Source organism: Arthrobacter sp. FW306-1B-F12A (assembly GCF_058781865.1).
On record NZ_JBYSXD010000020.1, the window covers coordinates 32831 to 56993 of the forward strand.

Below are 24163 nucleotides of genomic sequence, written 5' to 3' on the forward strand. Positions count from 1 at the left end.
TACCCGTGTGAGCCCGAATTTGCCTTTCTTCAGCCGCACGGACGGACAATCCGCTCCGCTTGCGTTCGCGCACCGCGGATTTTCGCCGGATGGCCTTGAGAACTCGGCCGCGGCATTCAGGGCGGCGCTTGAGCTCGGCTTCACGCATCTTGAAACCGATGCCCGCGCCACTGCCGACGGCGTGGTGCTCCTTTTCCACGACGACACCCTTGACCGTGTCACGGATGCCCATGGCTCCATCTCCAGTCTCAGTGCCGCCGAGATCGCCAAGGCCTGGATCGGTGGCCGCGAAGCAATTCCCCACTTGGCCGATGTCCTGAAGGAATTTCCCGAGGCGCGGCTGAACATTGATGTCAAGGATTGGCATACCGTCAAACCCCTCGCTGGAGTCATTGAACAACTCGACGCCCACGACCGGGTGCTGATCGCGAGCTTCTCAGATCGCCGGCGTCGGGCCGTCCTGCGCCTGCTCCGCCGTCGCACGGCGTCCTCGGCAGGCATCGCCTGCAACGCCGCCTTCACCCTCTTGGGACCGCTTCTTCCCGAGCGCTGGCTGCGGAAGATCCTGCACGACGTCGATGCCCTCCAAGTGCCGGTCCGCTACGGACCCCTGGCCGTTGTGACCCCCGGTTTCCTGCGGCGGGCGCATCGGCTTGGGCTGCAGGTTCACGTCTGGACCGTCAACGATCCCGCAGAGATGGCCAGGTTGCTTGATATGGGCGTGGACGGGATCGTCACCGACCGAGCGGATGGTCTGAAGTCGGTGCTGCAGGTCCGGGGCCAGTGGTGGTGAGCGCCCGGATGCGTGACGCCAGGAAGTCTCGCTCGGCGTCGTTGTCCGTGCGCTCCTGCGCTTCCCGGTAGGCGGCGGCAGCTTCATTGTTGCGTCCCAGGCGCCGGAGCAGATCCGCCCGCACTGCGTGGAAAAGATAGTAGTTGCCCAGTTCAAGGACGTCGACGGCGGCAAGACCCGAGGCGGGTCCCTCCACCTCCGCGAGGGCAACGGCCCTGTTCAAGGCGACCACCGGCGTCGGCTCCATGGCCAGGAGCTGTCCGTACAATGCCAGGATCTGCCGCCAGTCCGTGCTTGCGGGCTGTGCGGCGTCGCTGTGGACCGCGTTGATGGCGACTTGCAATTGGTACGGTCCGGGCTGGTTCCGCTTCAGGCATTGCCGCACCAATAATTGCCCTTCCGCAATTTGGTCCTTGTCCCAGACGCTGCGGTCCTGGTCCGCGAGGAGCACCAGGCCGCCGTCGGGAGTCGTCCGGGCGTCACTGCGGGCATTGAGCAGAAGCATGAGGGCCAACAGGCCTTTGGCTTCGGGCTCATCAGGCATGAGTTCCATGATGAGCCGGCCGAGGCGAACAGCCTCGTGGCAGAGGTGTTCGCGCACCAGCCCAGCCCCTGAACTCGCAGCGTAGCCCTCGTTGAAGACCACGTAGACCACGGCCAGCACCGACTTCAAACGCTCAGGAAGCTCGGCGCCGCTCGGTACCCGGTAGGGGATGCCGGCGTCGCGGATCTTCCCTTTCGCCCGCACCAGGCGCTGGGCCATGGTTGCCTCGGGGACCAGGAAAGCGTGGGCGATCTCCGCCGTGGTGAGCCCGCCCAGGAGCTTGAGTGTCAGGGCCACCTGCGCGGCCCGGTTGATGGCGGGGTGGCAACAGGTGAAGATCAGCCGGAGCTGGTTGTCCTCCACGGTATCCACCTCTTCGGGTTCATCGCTGCGTTCATCACCGTGCAGGATCGCGGCCTGGACGAGTTTCTCCCTGCCGGAGGCCTCGCGGCGGAACCGGTCGACAGCCCGGTTGCGGGCGGTGGTGATGATCCAGCCCGCTGGGCTCGGCGGCAGGCCGTCGTCGGGCCAGCGCGCCACGGCCTCGGTGAAGGCGTCCTGGACCGCGTCCTCGGCGGCGTCGATGCTGCCCAGAACGCGGACCAGGACCGCCACGGATCGTCCATACTCTTCACGGAATATTCGTGCGATCTCCGAAATATGGACCACGGGGAAACTATTCCCGGTAGCCCGCGAACGGCCGGACCTCGATAGGCAGCGTGGTGGCTTGGGCGGCTTTGCGTCCCCAGCCAAGTGCCACGTCCAGGTCCGGGGCTTCGATCACCCACAGGCCGCCCACGTGTTCCTTGGCCTCAGCGAAGGGGCCGTCCGTGGTGAGAACCTCGCCGTCGTTCACACGCACCACTGTGGAGGTACTGGCAGGGTGCAGGCCACCCGTGAAAACCCAGGCGCCGGCGTCGCGCATTTCCTGGTTCAGGACGTCAAGATCGGCCATGATTTTGTTGAGGACTTCGGGCTCCGGGGCTGGGCCGTCGGGCTGGTAGATGCTGAGCAGATAACGTGGCATGACTGTTCCTCCTTGGGATGTGGCGCCGGCACCGTGCCCGCGTCTCACCCTCTATACGAACGGCGCCGGCTGTTTTCGACATCTCCGCGCACGAATCTGCGAAAAGCTTAGCCCCGCTGGCAGGATGGGAACATGCGCATCCTGATTGCCCCGGACAAGTTCAAAGGCTCCCTCACCGCCGCCGAAGCAGCCTCAGCGATGGCCGAGGGGGCATTGCGCGTCTATCCGGACGCCGTGGTGACGCAGTTTCCGATCGCCGACGGTGGCGAAGGAACACTGGAAGCAGCCGTGGCGGCGGGCTACGAAGAGCGGATCAATGCGGTCGTCGGTCCCATCCTCAAGCCGGTAGGCGCTGCGTGGGCCATCCGGCAAAATGCCTTTGGCGGAGCCACTGCAGTGATCGAAACGGCGCAAGCCTCCGGACTGGCACACATGGAGCCGACTCCGGAAAACGCCCTGCGCGCCCACAGCTACGGTTGCGGCCAGCTCATCGCCGCCGCCCTTGACGCCGGAGCCACCGAGATCGTGCTCGGCGTGGGTGGTTCCGCGATGTCCGACGGCGGCAGCGGCGCCTTGCGTGCGCTCGGGCTGAAGCCCCTGGACGCGGCCGGGAACGTGGTTCCACTCGGCGGAGGCTCGCTCGCCGACGTCGTATCCCTCGACGTCTCCGGGCTGGATCCGCGGCTGACCGCGGTGAGGTTCCGGATCGCCGTCGACGTCCGGAACCCGCTCTATGGCAGCGACGGCGCCGCGCATGTTTTCGGCCCGCAGAAGGGGGCGGACGAGGACGCGGTGGAACTGCTCGACGCCGGCCTGCGCAACTGGGCGTCGCTGCTTCGGGAAGCGGGCGGTCACGACGTCAACGTTCCCGGGGCCGGAGCGGCTGGAGGATTCCCGGCGTCGTTCCTGGCCTTCGCCCAAGCGACGCTGGAAGGCGGGTTCGCCCTCGTGGCGGGTCTGACTGGGCTTCCCGAACAGCTCGCCGGCTCTGACCTGGTGATCACCGGCGAAGGATCCATGGACTCGCAGTCGCTGACCGGCAAGGCACCCATCGCTCTCGCGGATTCCGCCCAAGGGCATGGAATTCCGGTGATTGTGGTGGCGGGCCGGATCCTGGTGACACCGGAGGAACTGGCCGGCCACGGCGTGGTGGCCGCGGCGCAGTTGCTCGACGTCGCACAGCGTCGGGACGGCGTGCCGGATGTTGCCGACGCCGTGGCGAACGCAGCCAAGTACCTCGCGTGGGCCACGAGCCAGGTGCTGGAAGGGGTCTAGGCTCCCGTCCACCCAGGGACATGCCCAGCGGGGTTACTCGGCGTCGTCCGGGCAGATAATTAACCTACAAAGCATGGCTCTGACTTCTGCCATGCATCCACGATGCGACGACCCCGCCCGGGACGCCGTCACCGCCTGCCGGGCTGGCAGCCGGCCAGCACGGCACCATCGAATCGAGGAGCACACCATGTCCACCTTGAAAGAGCGGCTGCACGCAGACGTCGTCAGCCATATGAAGGATGGCAACCGCGTAGCCCTGAACGCCACGCGCAACGTCCTGAGCGAGATCGATAACCGTGAGAAAGCCGGACAGGCGCCGATCCACCTGGACGACGCCCAGATCACCGCCATGTTGCAGAAAGAGGCCGCGCAATATCACGAGGTCGCCTGCCTCTACGAGGAGGCTGGAGAGTCCGAGCGGGCCGCCACGGAGATTGCGGATGCCGAGGTCATCGAGGCCTACCTGCCCGAACCACTGACCGCCGCCGAGGTCGTGTCCATCGTTGACGAGGTCATCGCCTCACTCAAGGCCGAAGGCGTGGAGCTGTCCATGATGCACATGGGCTATGTCATGAAACCGGTCACCGAAAAGGTCGCCGGCCGCTTCGACGGCAAGGCGGTCAGCGATATTGTGCGTAGGCGCCTCTCATAGCTATCGGTGTTCGGCTAGCGAGCTGTGTTCGGCGGAGAGGGTTGCCCTCCCCGCCGAATGCATGAATTGCGCTGGGCGGCCCCTTACCGCTTCTTCCCACTCCTCTTTGCCGCGGCGTTCATCGCCGCTTTGGCCGCCGGCGGCAGTCCCGCCGTCTCCATCTCCGGCTCGGCAACCGTCCCGCGCCAACGGGCCAGGCCCTTCATGCCGTGATAGACCGCCAGGGCAGCGGCCGAACCCAGCGCGATGCCCGTGAACTTCAATTCGCCGATGGTCCACGTATAGTCCGCGATCCCGATAATCAGTGCGACGGCGGCTGTGGTCAGGTTGATCGGGTTGGAGAAGTTGACCTTGTTCTGCACCCAGATCTTCACGCCCAGGACGCCGATCATCCCGTAGAGCATGGTCGCGGCACCGCCCAGCACGCCGGGGGGAACGGTGGCAATGAGTTCGCCGAACTTGGGCGAGAAGCTCAAGAGGATGGCGAAGGCACCGGCAACCCAGTAGGCCGCCGTCGAATAGACCTTCGTCGCCGCCATGACGCCGATGTTCTCCGCGTAGGTGGTGGTGCCGGAGCCGCCGCCGAGGCCGGCGAGGACCGTCGCGACGCCGTCGGCCATCAACGCTCGCCCGGAGACGTCGTCGAGGTTGCGTCCCGTCATCGCGGCCACAGACTTCACGTGCCCTACGTTCTCGGCCACGAGCACCAAGACGACCGGCACGAACAAGCCCACGACGCCGAGGTGGAACTCCGGAGTCTGGAAGTGCGGCAGGCCGATCCACGACGCCGCGTCCATCTTGGAATAGTCCACTTCGCCGCGCGTCATGGCGGTGAGGTAGCCCACCACCACGCCCACCAGGATGCTCAGGCGGCCCAGAATGCCGCGGAAGAGGACGCTCACCAGGATGATCGTCACCAGCGTCACGAGGGCGGTGATGGGGGCCTTGTCGAAGTTGGCTTTTGCGGCTGGCGCCAAGTTGAGGCCGATCAGGGCGACAATCGCGCCCGTGACAATAGGTGGCATGGTCCGGTTGATCCACTCAGCGCCGAACTTCTGCACCACCGCGCCGACGAGCGCCAGTACGACGCCGGCAAGCACCACTCCGCCGAGCGCGCCGGGAACGCCGAACTGCTGCTGGGACGCCAGGATGGGGGCGATGAAGGCAAAGCTCGAACCGAGGTAGCTCGGTACGCGCCCCTTGGTAATGACCAGGAACAACAGGGTGCCGATGCCGGAAAAGAGCAGTGTGGTGGCCGGTGGCATGCCCGTGATGATGGGCACAAGGAAGGTGGCTCCGAACATCGCGACGACGTGCTGCATGCCGACGCCGATGGTCAGCGGCCATGCCAGCCGCTCCTCGGGTGCCACCACGTGTCCCGGCCGGATCGTCTTGCCGTTGCCGTGCAGCTTCCATTTGGTTCCGAGCATGCTCATCTGCGGGAGCCTTCCCTGAAAGTTGTGATTGTTCGGGTGCAACCTTACCGCCCGTACGGCCTGCCGATTCCGCTGTGTGGAACGTCACGTGGCTTCACGGGAAGAGGCGGAGGGAAGTTGAAGTTGCAACCATGGAAAGCATAAGCGCCCGGCCGTCGATGGCTGCGGGCACAGCGAAAGGTACGCGAATGACGATCGCCCACGAAGAAGCAGTGATTGACGCCGCAGCAGTCGACGCCATCTTTGCCGAAGCCCGCACTGCCAACTCCTTTGCCGGTGAGGTCTCGGAGGAGCAAGCACAGGCCATCTACGAACTGACCAAGTTCGGCCCGACAGCGTTCAACTCCCAGCCGCTGCGCGTCACCTACGTCCGTTCGGACGAGGCCCGCGCCAAGCTCGTCGAGACCCTCTCTCCGGGCAACAAGGCCAAGACCGCCTCTGCTCCGCTGGTCGCCGTGCTCTCCTACGACACCGCCTGGCACGAGCAGTGGGACAAGTTCCTCCCGGTCTACTCTGCCCCGAAGGCCATGTATGACGCCAACCCCGAGTTCACCGCAACTACGGGCAACAACAACGCCCACCTGCAGGCCGGCTACTTCATCCTCGCCGTCCGCTCCCTCGGCTTCGCTGCCGGCCCCATGACCGGTGCCGACTTCGCTGCCATCGACGCCGAGTTCTTCCCCGCCGGTGACCAGAAGAGCTTCCTCGTGGTCAACATCGGCCAGCCGGGTCCGGACGCCTTCGGCGAAGCCAAGCCGAAGTTCGCGTACGAGGACGTCGTCCGCACCGTCTAACCCTCGCTCACCTTTAGGGCCTTTTCCGCCGACGCTCGCTCACTCTTGTGAGCGAGCGTTCGCGCTTAAGGCGGTATATCTGAGCGGGCGTTGGTCCTCGAGCGACGCCCGCTCACCTTTAGCGCCTTTTCGAGCAACCCTCGCTCACCTTTGGGATTGATCGTCGCCGGGGGAGGGCGTCGCGGTGGCAAAATTTCCTTATGCGGAACCTCATTCTCGTGGCGTTCGTCGAAGCCGTGGCTGACGGGCTCGTCTTCCCACGCAGTGACTGGCCGCTGCACATCACCCTGTTGAGGTTCGACGTCGAGCCCTCCGATGGTGTCGACGTCGCCGCGCGCCTCAGCGAGCTTGTGACGGCCCCCGCGATGGGCGCCCTCGGGGCTGAACTGACGGTGGGGCCCGACGCCGGATTCGGTCACCAAGGGTCCATCCCGGTCAGCCTCGTGGAACACCATCCCCTTTTGCAGGGTCTGCATGAGGAACTGTTCGAAGCCATGGAGAGTGTCGGTGGGCGCGCGGCAACCCCGCGATACGTCATGGAGAACTACCGTCCGCACATTTCGCATCACGACGGCAAGCGCCCCAAGCCGGGTGACGCCGTCGTGCTCGATCAGATCGCACTGGTGGACATGGCGCCGGAAGGCAACCACACGATCCGGCGGATCCTGAAAGTGTGGCGCCTCCCGGCGGAGCCAAACTAGCGAGGTCTAGGAGATCACGCCGTCCACGAGTGCCTTGGCCTCTTCTTGGACCTGCTTGAGGTGGTCGGCTCCCTTGAAGGACTCGGCGTAGATCTTGTAGACGTCCTCGGTTCCCGACGGACGGGCCGCGAACCAGGCGTTCTCTGTGACAACCTTGAGGCCGCCGATCGAGGCGCCGTTGCCGGGAGCCTCGGTCAACTTGGCGGTGATGTCCTCGCCCGCCAGCGTGGTGGCTGTGACATCCGCGGCGGAGAGCTTGCCGAGCTTGGCCTTCTGCTCCCGCGTCGCAGCGGCGTCGATCCGGGCATAGACGGGCGCGCCGAACTGGTCCGTGAGGCCCTTGTAGAGCTGCGACGGCGACTTGCCGGTGACGGCCGTGATCTCCGATGCCAGGAGGGCCAACAGGATGCCGTCCTTGTCGGTGGTCCAGACGCTTCCGTCGCGCTTGTTGAAGGAGGCGCCCGCGGATTCTTCGCCGCCGAAGGCACCCTCGCCCGAGAGCAGGCCGGGGACGAACCACTTGAAGCCCACGGGAACTTCCACGAGCTTGCGGCCCAGCCCCGCGGCAACGCGATCGATGATGGAGGAGGAGACAAGGGTCTTGCCGACGACGGACTCCGGGTTCCAGCCTGTGCGGTTGCGGTAAAGGTAGTCGATCGCGACGGCGAGGTAGTGGTTCGGGTTCATCAAGCCGCCGTCGGGCGTCACGATGCCGTGGCGGTCGGCGTCGGCGTCGTTTCCGGTGGCAACGTCGAAGGCGCCCGTTCCGGCCGAAGCACTGTCCGACATGCGCTTGATGAGTGAGGCCATGGCCGACGGCGAGGAGCAGTCCATGCGGATCTTCTCATCCCAGTCGAGGGTCATGAAAGCCCACTGCGGGTCCACGGTGGGGTTGACCACGGTCAGGTCGAGCTGGTGGCGTTCGCCGATTTCACCCCAGTAGTCCACGGATGCGCCGCCCATGGGGTCCGCGCCGATGCGTACGCCGGCGGTGCGGATCGCATCGAGGTCCAGGACGGAAGGGAGATCGTCCACGTAGCTGCTCAGGAAATCGAACTTGCCCGTGCCATCCGCTTTGAGGGCGTCGTTCAACGGAATCCGCTTGACGCCGCGCAGCCCGTTTTCCAGGAGCTCGTTGGCGCGGTTGGCGATCCAGCCGGTGGCGTCGGTGTCTGCAGGGCCGCCGTGCGGGGGGTTGTACTTGAAACCGCCGTCGGCCGGAGGGTTGTGGCTCGGGGTGACCACGATGCCGTCTGCCTGGGGCTGCCCGGGGCCGGCTTCGTTGTTGTATTTCAGGATCGCGTGGCTCAGGGCGGGGGTGGGCGTGTAGCCGTGGCGCGCGTCGATCAGTACGTTGACACCGTTGGCGGCGAGGACCTCAAGGGCGGAATTCTGCGCCGGTTCGCTGAGCCCGTGGGTGTCCTTGGCCAGGAAGAGTGGGCCGGTGATGCCTTGCCCGGCGCGGTATTCCACGATCGCCTGGGTGATGGCGAGGATATGCCCTTCATTGAATGAGGCCTTGAGGCTCGACCCCCGATGCCCGGAGGTGCCGAAGGCAACGCGTTGTGCGGGATCACTAAGATCCGGCGTCACGTCGTAGTACGCGTCAAGAAGAGCGGTGATGTCTACAAGGTCCTGGGGAAGGGCAACAGTGCCCGCACGGCTAGCCATTGACCCAGCATGCCAGACCGCCCGGTGCGCTAGAAGAGAAAACCGACTATTGCGGGGCCTGTGACTTCGTATTTCCGCATGATCGACGAAGATTCACTGCCCGTTTACCGGAGTGCGGCATGGCGTTGCGGAGCCGGGGCTCTGCGAGCTTATGTGCGCCTTCGCTCGGCGGTAGGCTGGGCACAAAGACTCGCAAGGGGGATATTCCATGACCGACCAGCCAGCTAAACCCGAGAACGCTCCCGAGGGTGACGAACCGCCCAAGGGCTACGAGCCACCGTCGTACATTCCGCCCGCACCCCAGGCCGGTGAGAACCCGTACGGCGAGCAGCCGTTTGCCTCGCCGGCGGCTCCCGGCCCCTACGGCCAGCCACAGCCGCAACAGCCCCAGGGTGGTCCGGCTCAGTACGGCCAGCCGCCCTATGGCCAGCAGCCCGCCAGCACCTATGGCCAGCCCGCTTCGCCGTACGGTCAACAACCTCCCCAAGGGCCGCCTGGGTACGGGCAGCCGGCCAGTCCCTATGGCCAGCCCGCCTACTACGGCATGCCGGTCGAGCCGAAGGGCCTGAGCATTGCGAGCATGTGCTGCGGGATCGCGGTGTTCGTGGGCCTTGGCTTCTTCGTCCTGCCCCAGATTGCCGCGGTGATCCTCGGCCACATGGCCCTCAGGAAGGAACCAGCCGGCAAGGGCATGGCCATCGCGGGCCTTGTACTGGGATACCTGGGGATTGTTGCCGTAACCATCTTCTGGGTCTTTGTCGCGATTTTTGCCGCCACGGCTTCGCGTTACAACTACAACTACTAGCGACAACGACGGCGGCCGGTGCGCCTGGCGGGAAACCCGCCGAACGCACCGGCCGCCGTCGCGCTCCAGCTCGGTCACGTGACTAGCGGACGCCGCCCATCAATTTCTTGATGGCGGGCGAGCCAGCCGCCAAGGCAGCAGCGATCACAACCGCCGTGCCGCCGACGCCCAGGAAGTACGGCAATTCGTTGTCAGGGTTGTACAGGCCGGCCAGGATGCCCGCCAACGCGGTGCCGAGAGACACCGAGAGGAAGAACAGGGCCACCATCTGGGTGTGGAAGGCCTTGGGGGCCAGCTTGGTGCTCACGGACAGGCCGATGGGGGACAGGAACAGTTCCGCCAAGGTGAAGAGGAACAGGATTCCCACGAGCGCAAGCAGCGGGGTTTTTCCTGCGCCGGACAAGGGGATGAAGGCCAGGAATGCCAGTCCCATGACGAACAGTCCGGCAGCGAACTTGATGGGGGATCCCGGCTGCTTCGGACCAAGTTTTGTCCAGAGGGCAGCCATGACGCCTGCGAAGACGATGATGAATACAGGGTTGATGGACTGTACCCAGGCCGCCGGCATTTCCCATCCGAAGAGGTTGCGGTCCAGTTTTTCCTCCGAGTACACGGCAATGAACGTGAACTGCTGCTGGAAGAGTGCCCAGAACGCTGCAGACGCGATGTACAGCGGAATGAATGCGACAACACGCTTGCGCTCAAACGGCGTGACCTTCTTGCTTCTGAAGATCAGCGTGAAATAGATGACCGAGGCGACAATGGCGGCGTATGCCATGCTCTTGGCCAGGTTGCCGGGATTCACCACGCCGGTTATCAGCAGCACGGCGATCACGACGGCGATGCCGAGGAAGATGAGCCCATAACGGCTCCGCTGTGCTGACGGAAGGGCGTTTGGAACGCGGTGTGCTTCTTCCGGGAGCTTGTTGCGGCCCAGTGCGTAGATGACCAGGCCGATCGCCATGCCGATTGCGGCTGCGCCGAAGCCCCAGTGGAAGCCGTTGCTTTCCTGCAGCCAGCCGGTCACGAGCGGTCCGATGAGGGCGCCGAGGTTGATGCCCATGTAGAAGATGGAGAAGCCGGCGTCACGGCGTTCGTCCTTCTCCCCATAGAGGGTGCCGACCAGCGCTGTTGCGTTCGCCTTGAGGCCGCCGGATCCGATACCCACCAGCACGAGGCCCGCCACCAGGCCCGGGATCCCGGGCAGGAGGGCAAGTGCGATGTGGCCGGTCATGATCATGATGGCGGAACCGAAAAGTACCCGTTCGGAGCCGAAAAGCCGGTCCGCCAACCAGGCGCCCAGGATCGTGGAGAGGTACACGCCTCCGCCGTACGCGCCAACCAGTCCGGCGGCGAGCGATTTGTCGATCGAGAGTCCGCCATGGTCCGCGGTGAAGTACATGTAGTAAAGCAGGATGCCCTGCATGCCGTAGAAGGAGAATCGTTCCCACATTTCTACGGAGAAGAGGCTGGCCAGCATCTTTGGGTGGCCGAAAAATGACGTATCGCCCGCGTTTTTGGCGGGCGTCCGCGTGTCTAGAGTTGTGCTCATCTGATCCATGGTGACATTGACTGAGCGCATTTGTCACATCATTTAGATGCCTAGAGCAACTATTTGCCGGGGTGGGGCGCCACTTTTTGCTGCCTCTCAAGCTGCCTCGCGAGCCGCAGGAGCAGCAGCTCGGATCCCGGTTTTCCGATGAGTTGGATGCCCATCGGAAGCCCCGTTCCAGGCGTCGGGCCGGTCCAATGAACGGGTACGGTGATCGCCGGCAGGCCGCACACGTTCACCATGGAGGACCAGGGCGCAAACTCGCATTGCTTGCGGTAGTCGTCGTCCGCGTCGCCTGGCCAGTCGGGGGCTGGCCATTGCTCGCCTCCGGGCATTGTGCCGGTGAACCAGCCCACGGGCCGTGGCGTCTGTGCCAGCGACGGCGTCAGGACGAGGTCCCACTGCCCGTACTGGGCGATGGTGTCGTGGGTGAACTGCCGCAGGAAGCCGATGGCCTCGTTGACCTTCGCTGCGCTCCGCTGTTGCGCCCTTCGCCGGAAGGTCCGGGTCAGCGGGGTCAGCAGGGCTTCGCGCTGCGGCAGGATCCGGGCGCTCCCAACGCCGGCAGTCCAGGCGGTGGTGAACGCTTCCGGATAGCGATTGTCATAACGGACCTCGGCATCCAGCACTGAATGGCCCGCGTCCGTCAGCAGTGCGATGCCTTTGGCGAAGGCATCAAGGGCTTCCCGCTCCGGGGTGAACGGGAAAGTGGTGGACCACGGGCTGTCCAGGCTCGCGCCGATGCGCAATGCGCCGGGAGCCTCCTCGAGGCCCGCAAGGTAGCCCCCTTCCGGACGGATTCCGGCTGGCACCAGGGCATCCATCATGAGAGCGGCATCCTCCGCGGAGCGAGCCAAGGGACCGGCCACCACCAGGCGTGCCGCGTCCCCGACGCTCTCGCCGGCCGGCACCAAGCCGCGGCCCGGCTTCAACCCCAGGAGTCCACATGCCGCAGCGGGAATACGTATGGAGCCGCCGCCGTCGCTCCCGGGCGCGAAGGGAACCAAGCCCGCCGCAACCGCGGCAGCACTGCCTCCGGAAGAGCCGCCGGAGCTGCGGCTCAGTGCATATGGATTGCGCGACGGCGGTGCGATGCGGTTTTCGCTGTAGGCCGTAAGTCCGAATTCCGGAACCTGAGTCTTGCCCAGTGAGATGGCACCCGCGCCTTTGAGCGTTGCGGCAAGGGCTCCGTCCTCCGGGGCGGCCTTCCGGTCCAGGGCACCGCTGCCATGGGTGGTCACTACTCCGGCAACATCCGTGAGGTCTTTGAAAGCCAGCGGCACGCCGTGCAGGAGGGGAAGCCCGGGGCCACCGCTGCGTCGGCGGACGTAGGCTGCGTCCGCGGCCCCGGCGTCGAGCATGGCCTGGTCCGCCGTCACCGTGACGAAGGCGCCCAGCGTGTGGTTCAGCTGTCCGATCCTCGCGAGGAAGTGCTCCGCCACCTCGGTTGCCGAGAGCTCGCCGGCGGCCAAGGCTTGGCGCAACCCGGCCGCGCCGAGCTCGTGGATGTCAGCCAAGGAAGCGGGCCTCCAAGCGCTCTTCCACGGCAACGCTGTCGGCCGGATCGCTGGAAGTCGCGGTGACGCGATATGCAGCCTTGCCCCTGACCTCGGCAACCACGTCCACAAGTTCCGTGCCCCTGTAAACGAGCCCGACGCCGTCGTCGGTGCAGTGCGTTTCGCCCAGCACGCCCTCCGCCACCAACTGGTGGACCAGGGGGCGGCGGCCCGGCTCGGAGTCATAATGGACGCCGTTGGCGTAGGGGAGGAAGTCCAGTCCGTTGGTCACAGCGCGCAATTCAGGGCCGTACGAATCCGTAGTGCCGCCCTGGAACCAACAAATCGAGCCCGCGGACACCCCTGCCAGCACCACACCGTGTTCCCAGACGCGCCTCAAGATGCTGTCCAGTCCGTGGGCGCGCCATACGGCCAGAAGATTGACCACGGAACCACCGTTGACCCACACCACGTCCTGTTCCAAAAGGTAGGCCTCGGGATCGCCGTAGTTGGGCATCGTGAAAAGGTTCAGGTGGCTGAAATCGAAGCCCGAAACCCGGGCGGCCTGGTCCAATTCCGCGGCGAACCAACGCTGGTCTCCGGAGGCCGTCCCAATATGCGCCACTCGCGGCGCACGTCCGCTGACCCCGGAGAGTTCGACGGCGTGGTGAACCAGGAGGTCGAACTCCATCCTGGTGCGATGCCCGGACTTATAGCCACCGGAGGTTGCCAGGATGGTGGGCCCGTCGGCAGCCATGGCGCCTCCTTTTGCCTTGAGCGGTCTCGGTCCCTGCAACGGTAGGCTGGATTGGAGATCTGAATCAACTGGAAGGGACCACGTGAGCGATTTCGAGACCGTGCCTGTCGGCGATGTTCCGGCCGACGCGAAAATCCTGGATGTCCGGGAGGATTACGAATGGGTAGCGGGCCACGCCGAGGGTGCGCTGCATATTCCGCTTGACCAGATCCCGGCGCGCCTTGACGAGCTTGATCCTGACGATGACTTGTATGTCATCTGCCGTACGGGCGGACGGTCCTACCGGGCGGTCCAGTGGCTGGTGGGGCAGGGTTACACCGCCACCAATATAGCCGGAGGCATGGACATGTGGTTCGAGACCGGCCGCCCGATGGTATCTGAGAACGGCCTCAAGCCGGTCGTCCTGTAGCCCCAACGCATAACACCTAAGGAATATATACATGTCGGGATCCGTGCTCACCTACACGTTCCTCGGTCCTGAAGGCACCTTTACTGAGGCTGCCCTCTTGCAGGTCCCCGGAGCGGCCGATGCCAACAGGGTCCCTTGCACCAATGTGAACACGGCTTTGGAGAGGGTTCGCCAAGGCGAGGCGGATGCGGCCATGGTGCCGATCGAGAACTCGGTGGAAGGTGGAGTGACCGCCACCCTGGATGCTATTGCCACCGGAACCGAGCTGCGGATCATCCGCGAAGCCCTCGTTCCCATCACGTTCGTGCTGGTTGCCCGGCCCGGCGTGAAGATCTCGGACATCCGCCGGGTCTCCACCCATGGCCATGCCTGGGCCCAGTGCCGGCTGTGGGTCGACGAAAATATCCCAAATGCGGAATATGTGCCGGGATCCTCTACGGCAGCGGCCGCCGTCGGGCTTCTCGAGGGTGATGTGCACTATGACGCCGCCATCTGCGCACCCCTTGTCGCGGCCGAGCGGCCGGGACTGAATATCCTTGCGGAGAACATTGGAGACAACCCCGGCGCGGTTACGCGCTTCGTCCTGGTCAGCCGTCCCGGCGCACTGACTGAGCGCACGGGTGCCGACAAGACCACCGTCGTCGTGCCCCTGCCCGAAGACCGCCCGGGCGCCCTGATGGAAATCCTGGACCAGTTTGCCACCCGCGGAGTCAACCTCAGCCGTATCGAGTCCCGGCCCACAGGCCAGTATCTGGGTCACTATTTCTTCAGTATCGACGCCGACGGCCACGCGTCGGACGCCCGGGTAGCCGACGCCTTGGCAGGCCTGCACCGGATCAGCCCGGCCACCCGCTTCCTGGGGTCTTATGCGCGGGCGGACGAGCAGAAAGCCTTCGTGGCTCCGCATACCTCCGACGCCGCGTTCGCATCCGCGCATGCCTGGGTTCGGGCCATTTTGGGTGGGGAACCGGGCGCTTGACCGGCCCGAATCCGCTTCGCAAAGCGTTGGATAATTGACTCTTCAACCCCTATCGCGTGGATAAAACTGTGCGTATGCTTGCTTGATCCACAATTGATGGACGCATGCCCCTAACGGAGGGAGCGGGCCATGTCAGGAAATAGCAATGACACCAGCGGCCAGGGAATGATCGTCAATCCCAAGCCCAAGGCGGACAACCAGGACTGGGACGGCGACGACGCCGACCGGGCCGATCGGCTGCGCTTTGAGGAAGAACAGGCGATGATTCGCGAGCAATCGGAAGCGCGCGCAGCCGCCAAAGCCTTGGCAGAACACAAAGCAACGGAAGCGGCGAAGAACGCCAAATAGCGCGTTGCGCCGTCGCGCGCGCACCGGTAGTTGCACGAGTACCGGTTTATTGGACGCGCACGAGGAGAGAACGCGGCTCCACCTTGACGGTGACCTTCGTGGCCTCGCCCGAGGGATCACCGTCAAGTTGCGTGGCCATCGGTTCGCTGCTGCTGATGACCACTTTGCCCGAACGGTAGTAATTCATGACCGGCAGGTTCCGGTTGTGCTTGAACAGGATCTTGGCGTACACCGCGAGCCAGCCGATGGCACTACGGGGGCTCATGACCACAACGTCCAGCACGCCGTCGTCGATCATCGCACCGGGGATGAAGTCGATGCCGCCCGGAATCAGGCCGCAGTTGGCGAACAAGACGCTTCGGATTTTCCGGGATTGCTCGGGCTCGTCGTCCATGGCAATGGTGACCTTTTTGCGCCGGCCGGGCAGGTGGCGGACGCCCGCCTCGGTGTAGGCCAGCCAGCCGACTGCCTTCTTGAGCCCGTCGTTGGTATCGCCCACAACCTCGGCATCGAGTCCCATGCCGGCGATCACCAGGAATGCATGCTCGGAAGAGGCGCCTGTCAGCTCGTTGTGGATCGCCATTCGGGCGGTGTCGATGTAGCGCTGGTGGCCGAAGAGCGCTGTGTGGACGCTGCCCCGCAGATCGTTGACATCCAGGTTCACGTTGCGTGCCAGCAGGTTTCCGGTTCCCAGGGGAATCAAGCCCATCGCGACGTTGGTGTGCGCGAGGGCCTCAGCCACGACGCGCACGGTGCCGTCGCCGCCGCCGACGAGTATGACGTCGGGCTTATACGCGAGTGCCGCCTTGGTTTGCGAATGGCCGGGATCGTCTGCGGTGGTTTCGAAGAAACGGGGTTCGTCCCAGCCCGCAAGATGGCAGGCTTCCCGGATGATCCTCCGCGCGTCCTCGGCTTTCGCCTTGACCGGGTTAAGGACCACGGCCACCCTTTGCAGGCCGGCTTCCGGCTTGTGTGCGTCTTCATGCACAGCGCTGCGGGTATGCCTGGCCCTGAGCCGGCGCACGCCCCACCAACTGGAGACGGCGAAGACCACGCCCCCAGCCAGAATCACGTACAGGATCCAGTTGCTCATGGTGCTTCAACCCTATCCCGCTGCAGGCGCGGCGGTGCACGGCGGAAGGGGGTGCCGGCCGCCGTCGGGCATTGGCCGCGGAGCTGCGCGCTCATTCGATACTCTTGTCTGGTGATCGACGTAAAAGACCTCAGCGAAAACCCGGACAAGTTCCGTGCCAGCCAGCGCGCCCGCGGCGCCGACGAGTCCGTGGTGGACGCGATCATTTCCGCCGATTCGGACCGCCGCGCGGCCCTGATCCGCTACGAAAACCTCCGTGCGGAGCAGAACGCCTTCGGCAAGAAGGTGGCACAGGCCAAGGGCGAGGAAAAACAGGCGCTGCTGGCCGAGGTCAAGGAACTGGCCAATTCCGTCAAGGCTGCCTCCGCCGAAGCCGACGCAGCCCAGGCCAAGCAGGAAGAGCTGCTGCGGGTCATTCCCAACCTGATTGTGGACGGCGTGCCTGAGGGTGGCGAGGACGACTACGTCGTGGTCAAGACGGTCGGCACCCCGCGCGAATTTCCGGACTTCGAGCCGAAGGACCACCTGGAAATCGGCGAACTCATTGGCGCGATCGACATGGAACGCGGCGCCAAGGTCTCAGGCGCGCGCTTCTACTTCCTCCGCGGCGTCGGCGCCCGCTTGGAGATGGCCTTGCTGCAGATGGCCATGGACCAAGCCATCGAGGCCGGCTTCGTCCCGATGATCACCCCCACTTTGGTGCGTCCGGAGACCATGCAGGGCACCGGGTTCGATGTAAAGCACGACGCCGAGATCTACCGTCTCGCCGAAGACGACCTTTACCTCGTGGGAACCTCGGAAGTGGCCCTTGCGGGTTACCACGCGGACGAGATCCTGGACCTGTCGGCCGGGCCTATCCGCTACGCGGGGCAGAGTTCCTGCTACCGCCGCGAAGCGGGTTCGCACGGCAAGGATACCCGCGGAATCATCCGCGTCCACCAGTTCAACAAAGTGGAGATGTTCATCTACACCACGGTTGAAGAGGCCGCCGCCGAGCACGAGCGGCTCCTGGCTTGGGAAGAGGAAATGCTGGCCAAGGTTGAGCTCCCGTACCGCGTGATCGACACCGCGGCGGGCGATCTCGGCATGTCCGCGGCCCGGAAGTTCGACTGCGAAGCCTGGGTTCCCACGCAGAACGCGTACCGCGAGCTCACGTCAACGTCCAACTGCACCACCTTCCAGGCCCGCCGCCTGAACATCCGTGAGCGCGCGGTCAACGAGGACGGCGTAGTGAAGGGCACGCGCGCCGTGGCCACCCTGAACGGCACGCTGGCCACGACCCGCTGGATCGTGGCCATCCTGGAGCACCACCAGAACCCGGATGGCTCGGTCAACGTCCCCAAGGCCCTCCAGAAGTACATCGGAGGCCTTGAGGTCCTGCCCGTTCTGTAGCTCAGTGGGCGGGGTGGAGCGGTCCTCCACAACCGGGGGCACTGGACGGGATCGTGGCTGATGCCACCAAACACAGAGCACTCCGCATCGCGAGCTTGGCCCACACGAAGGCCGAATCAGTGGGGGAGTCGTACAGCCGGGCCGTCTTCGGCAGAAGCTCCTGCGCGCCGGACTACGGCCTCGCGGCAAGGCCTCAAGTTAATATTCACACTGTGGACAACGTGGGAGTATTCACCGCGTGTTAATCCCTTGCTGTGGCCTGCGTCCTAGCTGGCGTGGGTGGGGTCTGCTTCACTGGAGGCATGACTATTTTGACTGGTACCTCAGTCGCTGGCATCGATGACCAGCGGAATGTGAATCACAAACTCATGGTGGCGTTGGACGTCGACGGAACCCTCGTGGATCACGATGGCCACATGTCGCCTGGTGTCCGCGACGCCGCAAGGGCGGTTGTAGCCCACGGCCACGACGTCCTGATCGCCACGGGCCGTTCGTTGAACGCCACGTTGCCCATCATTGAGCAGATAGGGCTGGAACGGGGATATGCCGTGTGCTGCAACGGCGGTGTCACATTGCGGCTCGACCCCCAGCTGGACGCAGGCTACGAGATCATTCACAAGGCCACGTTCGATCCCGCCCCGGCGTTGATGGCTCTTCGCGAGCAGCTTCCGTCCGCCAAATACGCGCTTGAGGACGAGGACGGGAACTTCCTCTCCACGGAGCGGTTCCAGGACGCCAGCTTCGGCGTTGAGGCCATCGGCGTCGATTTCCAGACCATGCTCGATGCCACTGCGGTGCGTGTCGTGGTGTTCAGCAGCGAAAACACGGCCGAAGAATTTTCCACAGCCATTCGCAAGATCGGGCTGTCCGGGGTCACCTATTCGGTGGGCTGGACGGCCTGGCTGGATATCGCCGCCGCCGGGGTCACCAAGGCCAGCGCTTTGGAGCAGTTGCGCCGGCGGCTTGGCACGCACCCGCGCCACACGGTGGCAGTGGGGGACGGCCGCAATGATATCGAAATGCTCAGCTGGGCCGGGCGCGGTGTCGCCATGGGCCAGGCGCCTGAGGAAGTCATCGCCGTCGCGGACGAGGTCACCGCTTCGGTGTACGACGACGGCGCGGCCCTCATCCTGCGTCGCCTGCTGTAATAGCCCTGCTCAACTGAACCTGCGCAACTGAAGTAGCCCCGCGCTGCGGGGCTACGCCAGTTCACCCCATCGCTAGCTCAGGCGTCGTCGGAGACCACAGTGATGATCCGGCGGAGGCTCATGGCGACCGATGCGGTGGCGTTCACGGACTCCTGGCCGGCGGCTGCTTCCGTAACGGTGTCACTTAGTGCTGCCACACTGTCCCGGGCTTCGTCCAGGGCATCCCGGAAGTCTCCGGAATCTCCGTGCCTCCATTGCCGGATCGCTGTTGCTACGTCGTCGAGCGCCTCAGCCAGGTTTGGCGGGACACCCTCCGGAATGACCGTTCCCGCGTCCTCTTCCCAGATGACGCTTGCCAGGACGTCCGTGATGTCCTGGACGTGAAAGGTCAGCCGTTCCAGCGTTCGCAAACCGGCCAGGTCGGCGGGCAGCCGGCGGGCTCGACGGCGGGACCGCGGGTTCGCTTTTGCGCTCAACTTCGCCGCTTGGACAGCTGCCCGCACGTCGGTCGCGGTACGTGCGAGCTCGCCGCTGCGGCTCGCCCATTCCTCATGGTCCGGTGGCCAGGATTCCGTCATGGCGCTGGCCATGTCCTTGAGTTGCTTGGACAATGCCCGTTGGTGTCCGTCGATGGCGGGATCGATGCCTTCAAGATGAAGGGGAGGGAAGACCAGCCAGTTCACCGCGAATCCGACGGCCACGCCCATAGCCATTTGCAGGACGTACGCGAAAGAGAATCCCTGCGCATTCGAATAACCCAGGACCAGCACGAACAGCGCCGCCATGGGAACCCATTCGGAGGCGCTTCCAAGCCTTGGCAGGCCGCCGATAACCACGCCCAGGCCGACGACGACGGCCACCGCCAGCGCGTTCGGGGTGGTGACCGTGGTCACGGCGAAGGCCATGGCAATGCCCAATCCGAGTCCCAGCAGGCTTTGCAGCCCATGCTTGGCGGAAGCCGCAACAGTGGGGTGCATGCTGACCAGGACGCCCAAGGGAGCGTAATAGGGATAGGCGGCGGCTGTCCCAGGCATGAGCGGCGCGAGGTACCAAGCCACCCCCGCCGCGACGGCCGTCTTTGCGGCAAACAGGAGTCGGTGGCCTGTGACGGCCTGCCTGAGAGCGGGAAGAAGCCGCCCAAGCTTTGGCTTGGAGATCATGGACTCAAGGTAGGCCGGGAAGAACGGACGTGTCGAGGACAATATGGATGAACGCGGGCTGACGCAATCAGTAAACGTCGAGGATCAACTGCAGCAAGCGCGCCGCGGCCGGCCGGGCGGCGTGCTCCTCTACCCATTGGGCGCGTGCCAGGGCCTTGCTCACGGCTTGGGTGCTGATCCCCAGTTCCTGGGCCACGGCCTTCTGCTGCCCACGCACGCCGGGCGTCAGCAGGTCCAGGACGCGCCACTCGGCAACGCTCCGATGCTGCACGATGTGCCCCAGGAGCCGCAGCACGGCCTCCGATTCGGCAGCGAGGGCAGCGATCGGCCCCTCGACTGCCACAGGGACCCGCTCTTTGCCGTTCCGCAAACGGTCCACGGCGCGGCGTGCGTAGACCAAGCCGTGTCCGGAGGCGTCTTTGATTTGCTGCGGCAGGGGTTCGTTGACCGGTCCCACGCCGATTCCCACGTACCACTGTCCGCTCCTCAAGGCGATGAGCGCTGAATCCACGGCCTGATGGGGGAATTCCACGATGCCCTGGACTTCGTCCTCCACCGAGCGGTCAAAGTCCAAGCACGCCGGGACGTGGCGCAGGTCTTTGAGCAGCTGCGGTACGAGGTCTCCGTCGCCGCGGCTGTCGCGTTGGTTGATGGTCAGGGTGAACATTGTGGATCAAACATTACCGGCAGGTAGCTGACTTTCAAGCGGTTAATCCAGAGCCAACTTCTCGTTACGACGGCGGGTGCCCGGCGATTGTGGGCCGATCCGTTCCGTGTCGGGTACCCACCCATTAACGACGGCGGCGGCGCGGTCGGCCCAGCCTTCAGCCTTGACCCACTTACCCGGCTCAAGGTCCTTGTAACGGGTGAAGAAGTGCTCGATTTCCTTGATCAGGAATTCGCTGACATCGGAGATTTCCTGGATGTGGTCGAAGCGCGGGTCGGCCGGAACGCAGAGGACCTTTGCGTCTCCGCCGCCGTCGTCGGTCATGTTGAAAACGCCGATGGGGCGGGATTCAACGATGACGCCGGGGTAAAGGTCGAAGTCCTGCAGGAGGACCAGTGCGTCCAGCGGGTCGCCATCCTCGCCAAGGGTGTTCTCGAAGAACCCGTAGTGCGTGGGGTACTGCATGGAGGTGAACAGGACGCGGTCCAGGCGGACGCGGCCGGTCTCGTGGTCAACTTCGTACTTGACGCGCGACCCCTTGGGGATCTCGATCGTGACGTCGTGCTTCATGGAATGCTCCTTGACGGTATTGGCATGGGCGCGGCAACAGAGCAGCCGACGCCGCCGACTACTATTGAGGATATAGCGAGAGGCCCAAGTTTCTTGAAACGGTGGGGACATTCAAGACTTTGAGGACTAAAGCTGCATGAAGGGCGTTAACGAGGCGGGGGCTGACAACCAGTCTCCGGAACAGCAGGAAAATCCCGTTCTCAGGCCCCGGAAGCCCAGACCCGGGACGCCCGCGAGGCCGGAACCGAAGGGTGTCGTCGGCTTTCTGCCACTGGTTTTGTTGGCCGCGGTCATCGCGGCCTTGGCCGTGCCGATGGGCCTCGGAGTCGCACCCGGCTTCTTCGGGGTAGCCGCTGCGCCCGCGCCCCAGGTGCCGGCCTGGCAACAGGTCCCCAAGCAACTGAGCCGCACCCAGATCGTTGCGCCCTTGGACGCTTCCGCCCCGGTCCCGCTGCCGGCCGATGTCACCAGCCAGCTCAACGCCCTCCTGACGCCCGACGGCGGGGGAGACTTCACCGGCGTCGTTGAAGATGCGTTGACCGGACTTCCGCTTTACGATCGCGACGGCGCGAAGAACCGGGTGCCGGCGTCCAACATGAAGCTGCTGACGGCGGTCGCGGCGCTGCGGGCGATCGGCCCGGAGACCCGCTTCAACACGCGGGTCCTGACGGGACCTTCGCCGTCGACGATCATCTTGAGCGCCGGGGGAGACGTCCTGCTCGGCGACGGCCCGTCCCAGCCAAGCGAAGTGCTTGGCCATGCCGGCCTGGAGACTCTCGCGGCAGATGCGGCGAAAGCGCTTCAGGATCGCGGTGTGAAGGGTCCGGTCACAGTCCAGTTGGACGATGGACTGTTCACCGGTCCGGCTTTGAATCCGGCGTGGAGCCTCGACGACGTCGCTGCCGGTGAAACCGCGCCGATCTTTCCGCTCGCCCTGAACTCGGCCCGGACAAGCCCGGGGGCAACCACCGGTCCGCGTCCGCAGGACGCCGCGCTCACCGCCGCCGAGGCTTTCGCCGGGAAACTCCAAGCCGCGGGCGCCGCTGCCGGATTCACGGTGGTCCCCGGTGTGGAACGCGCCGCCGCCCCGGCAGGGAAGCAGGACGTCCTTGCCAGCGTGGCTTCTGCGACCGTCCGCGAGCAGGTGGACTTGATGCTGGAAACCTCGGACAACTACCTCGCCGAGGTATTCGGCCGGATGGCCGCGCTGTCCACTGGAAAGCCGGGATCCAACGACGGCGCGACGGCGGCCGTGAGCGCCCAGGTGGCGGAACTGGGGATCGCGACGGACTCCATGCACTTGGCGGACGTGTCCGGCCTTGCCTTGGGCAACCAGGTGTCCGCGCGGCAGTTCGCGGATGTGGTGCGGGCGATTACCTCCGGACCGGACACTCGCCTCCGTGCCGCCCTCGCCGGGTTCCCCGTTGCCGGGCTGACCGGGACGCTCGGCGACCGCTACGCAGACGCCACCACCTCCCGAGGGGCTGGATTGGTGCGGGCCAAGACCGGCACCTTGAATTCGGTGATCGCTCTGAGCGGCTATGTGGTTGACGCGAACGGCCGCCTCCTGGTCTTTTCCTTTATCGGCAACGGGCTGACGCCGGGCGCGGCGGGGAACAAAGTGGCGCTGGACAGGTCCGCGACGGCCCTCGCGTCATGCGGTTGCCGCGCCGGCTGACCTTTGCCGCTGCCAGGCGTTCGCCGCTGAGCGAACTTAAGGGTGCAGATTCAGACTGTTGTGTTCTGATGGTTCGTATGGAGTCTCAGCAGCAAGCCCAGTCCCTCATCAACTGGGAGCTGGCCGCCTCCACGGCCGCCCGGCTCGCTCCCCCCGGTCCCGTACTGAGTCCGGCCCAGATCGGCAAAGCCGTGGACAGCCTGCGCTTCAGTGCGGATATCTCGGTACCGCATGTGCATGACATCACCGGTTTGGAAGCCGCACGCGATCTCCGCGATTCCCATGTGCTAGTAGTTGACCGGGCGTCGTGGGCGAAGGCCAATACCCAGAGTTTTGCGGTGATGCTCCAGCCGGCCCTTAAACAAATGCTGGATTCCCGGCGGGGTCCGGCGATGACACCGGCAGCGGCGGCCGCGAGCGGCGCCATCACCGGCAGCCAGCTCGGGGCTGTGCTTGCCTTCTTGTCGAGCAAAGTCCTGGGCCAATACGATCCCTTCGCCGCGCTCGCCCCGGACTCGAAAGCACCGCCTGCGGGCCGGCTCCTGCTGGTGGCTCCGAACATCATCTCCGTGGAGCGCGAGCTCAACGTCGATCCAGACGATTTCCGGCTCTGGGTCTGCCTTCACGAGCAGACCCACCGGGTGCAGTTCGCCGCGGCTCCCTGGCTCCGGACCCACATGCTCGAGGAAATCGAGCGCCTCAGCGCCAATCTCATCGGCAATGTGGACTCCATCATGGATCGCGCTACTGCCGCCGCGCGCTCCCTGCGCGATCGCTCCACCGGCGCCACACCCGGCCGCGGGGCCATCTTGGACCTGCTCCAGAACCCTGAGGAAAAGGCCTCGCTCTCGCATCTCACAGCTGTCATGAGCTTGCTTGAAGGCCACGCCAACGTGGTGATGGACGCCGTCGATTCCACCCTTGTCCCTTCAGTGAAGACCATCAGGCAGCGCTTCAACGCACGGGGCAAGGACCGGGGCGTGATCGAGAAGTTCATCCGCAACATCCTCGGCCTGGATGCCAAGATGCGCCAGTACAGCGACGGAGCCAAGTTTGTCCGCGAAGTGGTTGCGGTGGCGGGCATGGAGGGCCTCAACCGGGTCTGGGAATCGGCCGACAAACTGCCTACGGAGACCGAGATCCACGACTCCAAGCTGTGGCTTGAGCGGATGGGGCTGTGACCGCAGGCACCACATCGGGCCAGGGCGGAAGCAGT

General features: G+C 65.0%; 24 protein-coding genes. 13 read left to right on the plus strand and 11 right to left on the minus strand.

Annotated features, from left to right (window positions below):
• Positions 1–7: 7 nt before the first annotated feature.
• On the plus strand, positions 8–793 hold the full coding sequence (locus tag AC3WJU_RS11650) for a glycerophosphodiester phosphodiesterase family protein (RefSeq protein WP_492259903.1): 786 nt from the start codon (positions 8–10) through the stop codon (positions 791–793).
• Here AC3WJU_RS11650 and AC3WJU_RS11655 read toward each other — a convergent pair.
• Both AC3WJU_RS11655 and AC3WJU_RS11660 read right to left on the minus strand, forming a co-directional pair.
• Positions 735–2006 carry an RNA polymerase sigma factor gene (locus tag AC3WJU_RS11655; RefSeq protein ID WP_492259904.1) on the minus strand — a complete coding sequence of 424 codons (1272 nt, stop codon included), beginning with the start codon at positions 2004–2006 and terminating at the stop codon, positions 735–737. The genes AC3WJU_RS11650 and AC3WJU_RS11655 overlap by 59 nt on opposite strands.
• A 7-nt stretch (positions 2007–2013) precedes the next feature.
• Positions 2014–2364: a YciI family protein gene (locus tag AC3WJU_RS11660; RefSeq protein ID WP_284750952.1), complete on the minus strand. Its 351-nt coding sequence runs from the start codon at positions 2362–2364 to the stop codon at positions 2014–2016.
• 132 nt (positions 2365–2496) lie between these two features.
• Between AC3WJU_RS11660 and AC3WJU_RS11665 the strand changes: the two genes are divergently transcribed.
• Entirely contained in the window at positions 2497–3639 is a 1143-nt protein-coding gene (locus AC3WJU_RS11665) for a glycerate kinase (RefSeq protein WP_306964375.1), read from the plus strand.
• Positions 3640–3826: 187 nt separating this feature from the next.
• Entirely contained in the window at positions 3827–4291 is a 465-nt protein-coding gene (locus AC3WJU_RS11670; RefSeq protein WP_492259905.1) for a GatB/YqeY domain-containing protein, read from the plus strand.
• A gap of 83 nt (positions 4292–4374) precedes the next feature.
• On the opposite strand, the gene AC3WJU_RS11675 is transcribed toward AC3WJU_RS11670, so the two are convergent.
• Positions 4375–5727: a uracil-xanthine permease family protein gene (locus tag AC3WJU_RS11675; protein ID WP_492259906.1), complete on the minus strand. Its 1353-nt coding sequence runs from the start codon at positions 5725–5727 to the stop codon at positions 4375–4377.
• 188 nt (positions 5728–5915) lie between these two features.
• On the opposite strand from AC3WJU_RS11675, the gene AC3WJU_RS11680 reads away from it, so the two are divergent.
• Together AC3WJU_RS11680 and AC3WJU_RS11685 are read left to right on the plus strand one after the other, a co-directional pair.
• Positions 5916–6521, plus strand: coding sequence for a malonic semialdehyde reductase (locus AC3WJU_RS11680; RefSeq protein ID WP_078107055.1), 606 nt, complete (start codon positions 5916–5918; stop codon positions 6519–6521).
• Positions 6522–6721: 200 nt separating this feature from the next.
• Positions 6722–7222 carry a 2'-5' RNA ligase family protein gene (locus AC3WJU_RS11685; protein WP_284990209.1) on the plus strand — a complete coding sequence of 167 codons (501 nt, stop codon included), beginning with the start codon at positions 6722–6724 and terminating at the stop codon, positions 7220–7222.
• Between the two features lie 6 nt (positions 7223–7228).
• On the opposite strand, the gene pgm is transcribed toward AC3WJU_RS11685, so the two are convergent.
• Entirely contained in the window at positions 7229–8893 is a 1665-nt protein-coding gene (gene pgm / locus AC3WJU_RS11690; protein ID WP_284990210.1) for a phosphoglucomutase (alpha-D-glucose-1,6-bisphosphate-dependent), read from the minus strand.
• A 208-nt stretch (positions 8894–9101) separates the two neighbouring features.
• Between pgm and AC3WJU_RS11695 the strand changes: the two genes are divergently transcribed.
• On the plus strand, positions 9102–9698 hold the full coding sequence (locus AC3WJU_RS11695; RefSeq protein WP_441432801.1) for a DUF4190 domain-containing protein: 597 nt from the start codon (positions 9102–9104) through the stop codon (positions 9696–9698).
• An 82-nt stretch (positions 9699–9780) separates the two neighbouring features.
• On the opposite strand, the gene AC3WJU_RS11700 is transcribed toward AC3WJU_RS11695, so the two are convergent.
• The 3 genes from AC3WJU_RS11700 to AC3WJU_RS11710 are packed head-to-tail and all read right to left on the minus strand — an operon-like array spanning position 9781 to position 13503.
• Positions 9781–11259, minus strand: coding sequence for a peptide MFS transporter (locus tag AC3WJU_RS11700; RefSeq protein WP_370872292.1), 1479 nt, complete (start codon positions 11257–11259; stop codon positions 9781–9783).
• A 50-nt stretch (positions 11260–11309) separates the two neighbouring features.
• Complete coding sequence (locus tag AC3WJU_RS11705; RefSeq protein WP_492259907.1) at positions 11310–12767, minus strand: amidase; 1458 nt, start codon at positions 12765–12767, stop codon at positions 11310–11312.
• Positions 12760–13503 carry a Type 1 glutamine amidotransferase-like domain-containing protein gene (locus tag AC3WJU_RS11710; protein WP_284990213.1) on the minus strand — a complete coding sequence of 248 codons (744 nt, stop codon included), beginning with the start codon at positions 13501–13503 and terminating at the stop codon, positions 12760–12762. Before AC3WJU_RS11710 ends, AC3WJU_RS11705 begins: the two co-directional genes overlap by 8 nt.
• Positions 13504–13585: 82 nt before the next feature.
• Between AC3WJU_RS11710 and AC3WJU_RS11715 the strand changes: the two genes are divergently transcribed.
• The 3 genes from AC3WJU_RS11715 to AC3WJU_RS11725 all read left to right on the plus strand — a co-directional run bounded on the left by AC3WJU_RS11715 (position 13586) and on the right by AC3WJU_RS11725 (position 15239).
• A complete protein-coding gene (locus AC3WJU_RS11715) occupies positions 13586–13912 on the plus strand; it encodes a rhodanese-like domain-containing protein (protein ID WP_059388916.1) in 327 nt (108 codons plus the stop codon).
• A 31-nt stretch (positions 13913–13943) separates the two neighbouring features.
• The gene (pheA, locus tag AC3WJU_RS11720; RefSeq protein WP_306964385.1) at positions 13944–14891 is read left to right on the plus strand and encodes a prephenate dehydratase; all 948 of its coding nucleotides are present in this window, start codon (positions 13944–13946) and stop codon (positions 14889–14891) included.
• A gap of 129 nt (positions 14892–15020) precedes the next feature.
• Positions 15021–15239, plus strand: a complete 219-nt coding sequence (locus tag AC3WJU_RS11725; RefSeq protein WP_078107002.1) for a hypothetical protein — start codon at positions 15021–15023, stop codon at positions 15237–15239.
• Between the two features lie 46 nt (positions 15240–15285).
• Here AC3WJU_RS11725 and AC3WJU_RS11730 read toward each other — a convergent pair whose 3' ends face one another.
• A complete protein-coding gene (locus AC3WJU_RS11730; protein WP_059388918.1) occupies positions 15286–16332 on the minus strand; it encodes a diacylglycerol/lipid kinase family protein in 1047 nt (348 codons plus the stop codon).
• Positions 16333–16443: 111 nt separating this feature from the next.
• On the opposite strand from AC3WJU_RS11730, the gene serS reads away from it, so the two are divergent.
• Together serS and AC3WJU_RS11740 are read left to right on the plus strand one after the other, a co-directional pair.
• A complete protein-coding gene (serS, locus tag AC3WJU_RS11735; protein ID WP_059388919.1) occupies positions 16444–17724 on the plus strand; it encodes a serine--tRNA ligase in 1281 nt (426 codons plus the stop codon).
• A 302-nt stretch (positions 17725–18026) separates the two neighbouring features.
• Positions 18027–18872: an HAD family hydrolase gene (locus AC3WJU_RS11740; protein WP_059388920.1), complete on the plus strand. Its 846-nt coding sequence runs from the start codon at positions 18027–18029 to the stop codon at positions 18870–18872.
• Positions 18873–18949: 77 nt separating this feature from the next.
• Here the strand turns inward: AC3WJU_RS11740 and AC3WJU_RS11745 are convergent, their stop codons facing one another.
• The 3 genes from AC3WJU_RS11745 to AC3WJU_RS11755 form a co-directional block, all read right to left on the minus strand.
• Positions 18950–20032: an FUSC family protein gene (locus AC3WJU_RS11745; protein ID WP_284990217.1), complete on the minus strand. Its 1083-nt coding sequence runs from the start codon at positions 20030–20032 to the stop codon at positions 18950–18952.
• Positions 20033–20099: 67 nt separating this feature from the next.
• A complete protein-coding gene (locus AC3WJU_RS11750; protein WP_306964393.1) occupies positions 20100–20699 on the minus strand; it encodes a hypothetical protein in 600 nt (199 codons plus the stop codon).
• Positions 20700–20741: 42 nt separating this feature from the next.
• Positions 20742–21269 carry an inorganic diphosphatase gene (locus AC3WJU_RS11755; protein ID WP_492259908.1) on the minus strand — a complete coding sequence of 176 codons (528 nt, stop codon included), beginning with the start codon at positions 21267–21269 and terminating at the stop codon, positions 20742–20744.
• A 313-nt stretch (positions 21270–21582) separates the two neighbouring features.
• Here AC3WJU_RS11755 and dacB point away from each other — a divergent pair, with 313 nt between their 5' ends.
• Together dacB and AC3WJU_RS11765 are read left to right on the plus strand one after the other, a co-directional pair.
• Positions 21583–22947 (plus strand): D-alanyl-D-alanine carboxypeptidase/D-alanyl-D-alanine endopeptidase, encoded by a 1365-nt coding sequence (dacB, locus tag AC3WJU_RS11760; protein WP_492259913.1) that lies wholly within the window; start codon positions 21583–21585, stop codon positions 22945–22947.
• Positions 22948–23024: 77 nt separating this feature from the next.
• Positions 23025–24128: a zinc-dependent metalloprotease gene (locus tag AC3WJU_RS11765; protein WP_253257327.1), complete on the plus strand. Its 1104-nt coding sequence runs from the start codon at positions 23025–23027 to the stop codon at positions 24126–24128.
• The last annotated feature ends 35 nt before the right edge of the window (positions 24129–24163 follow it).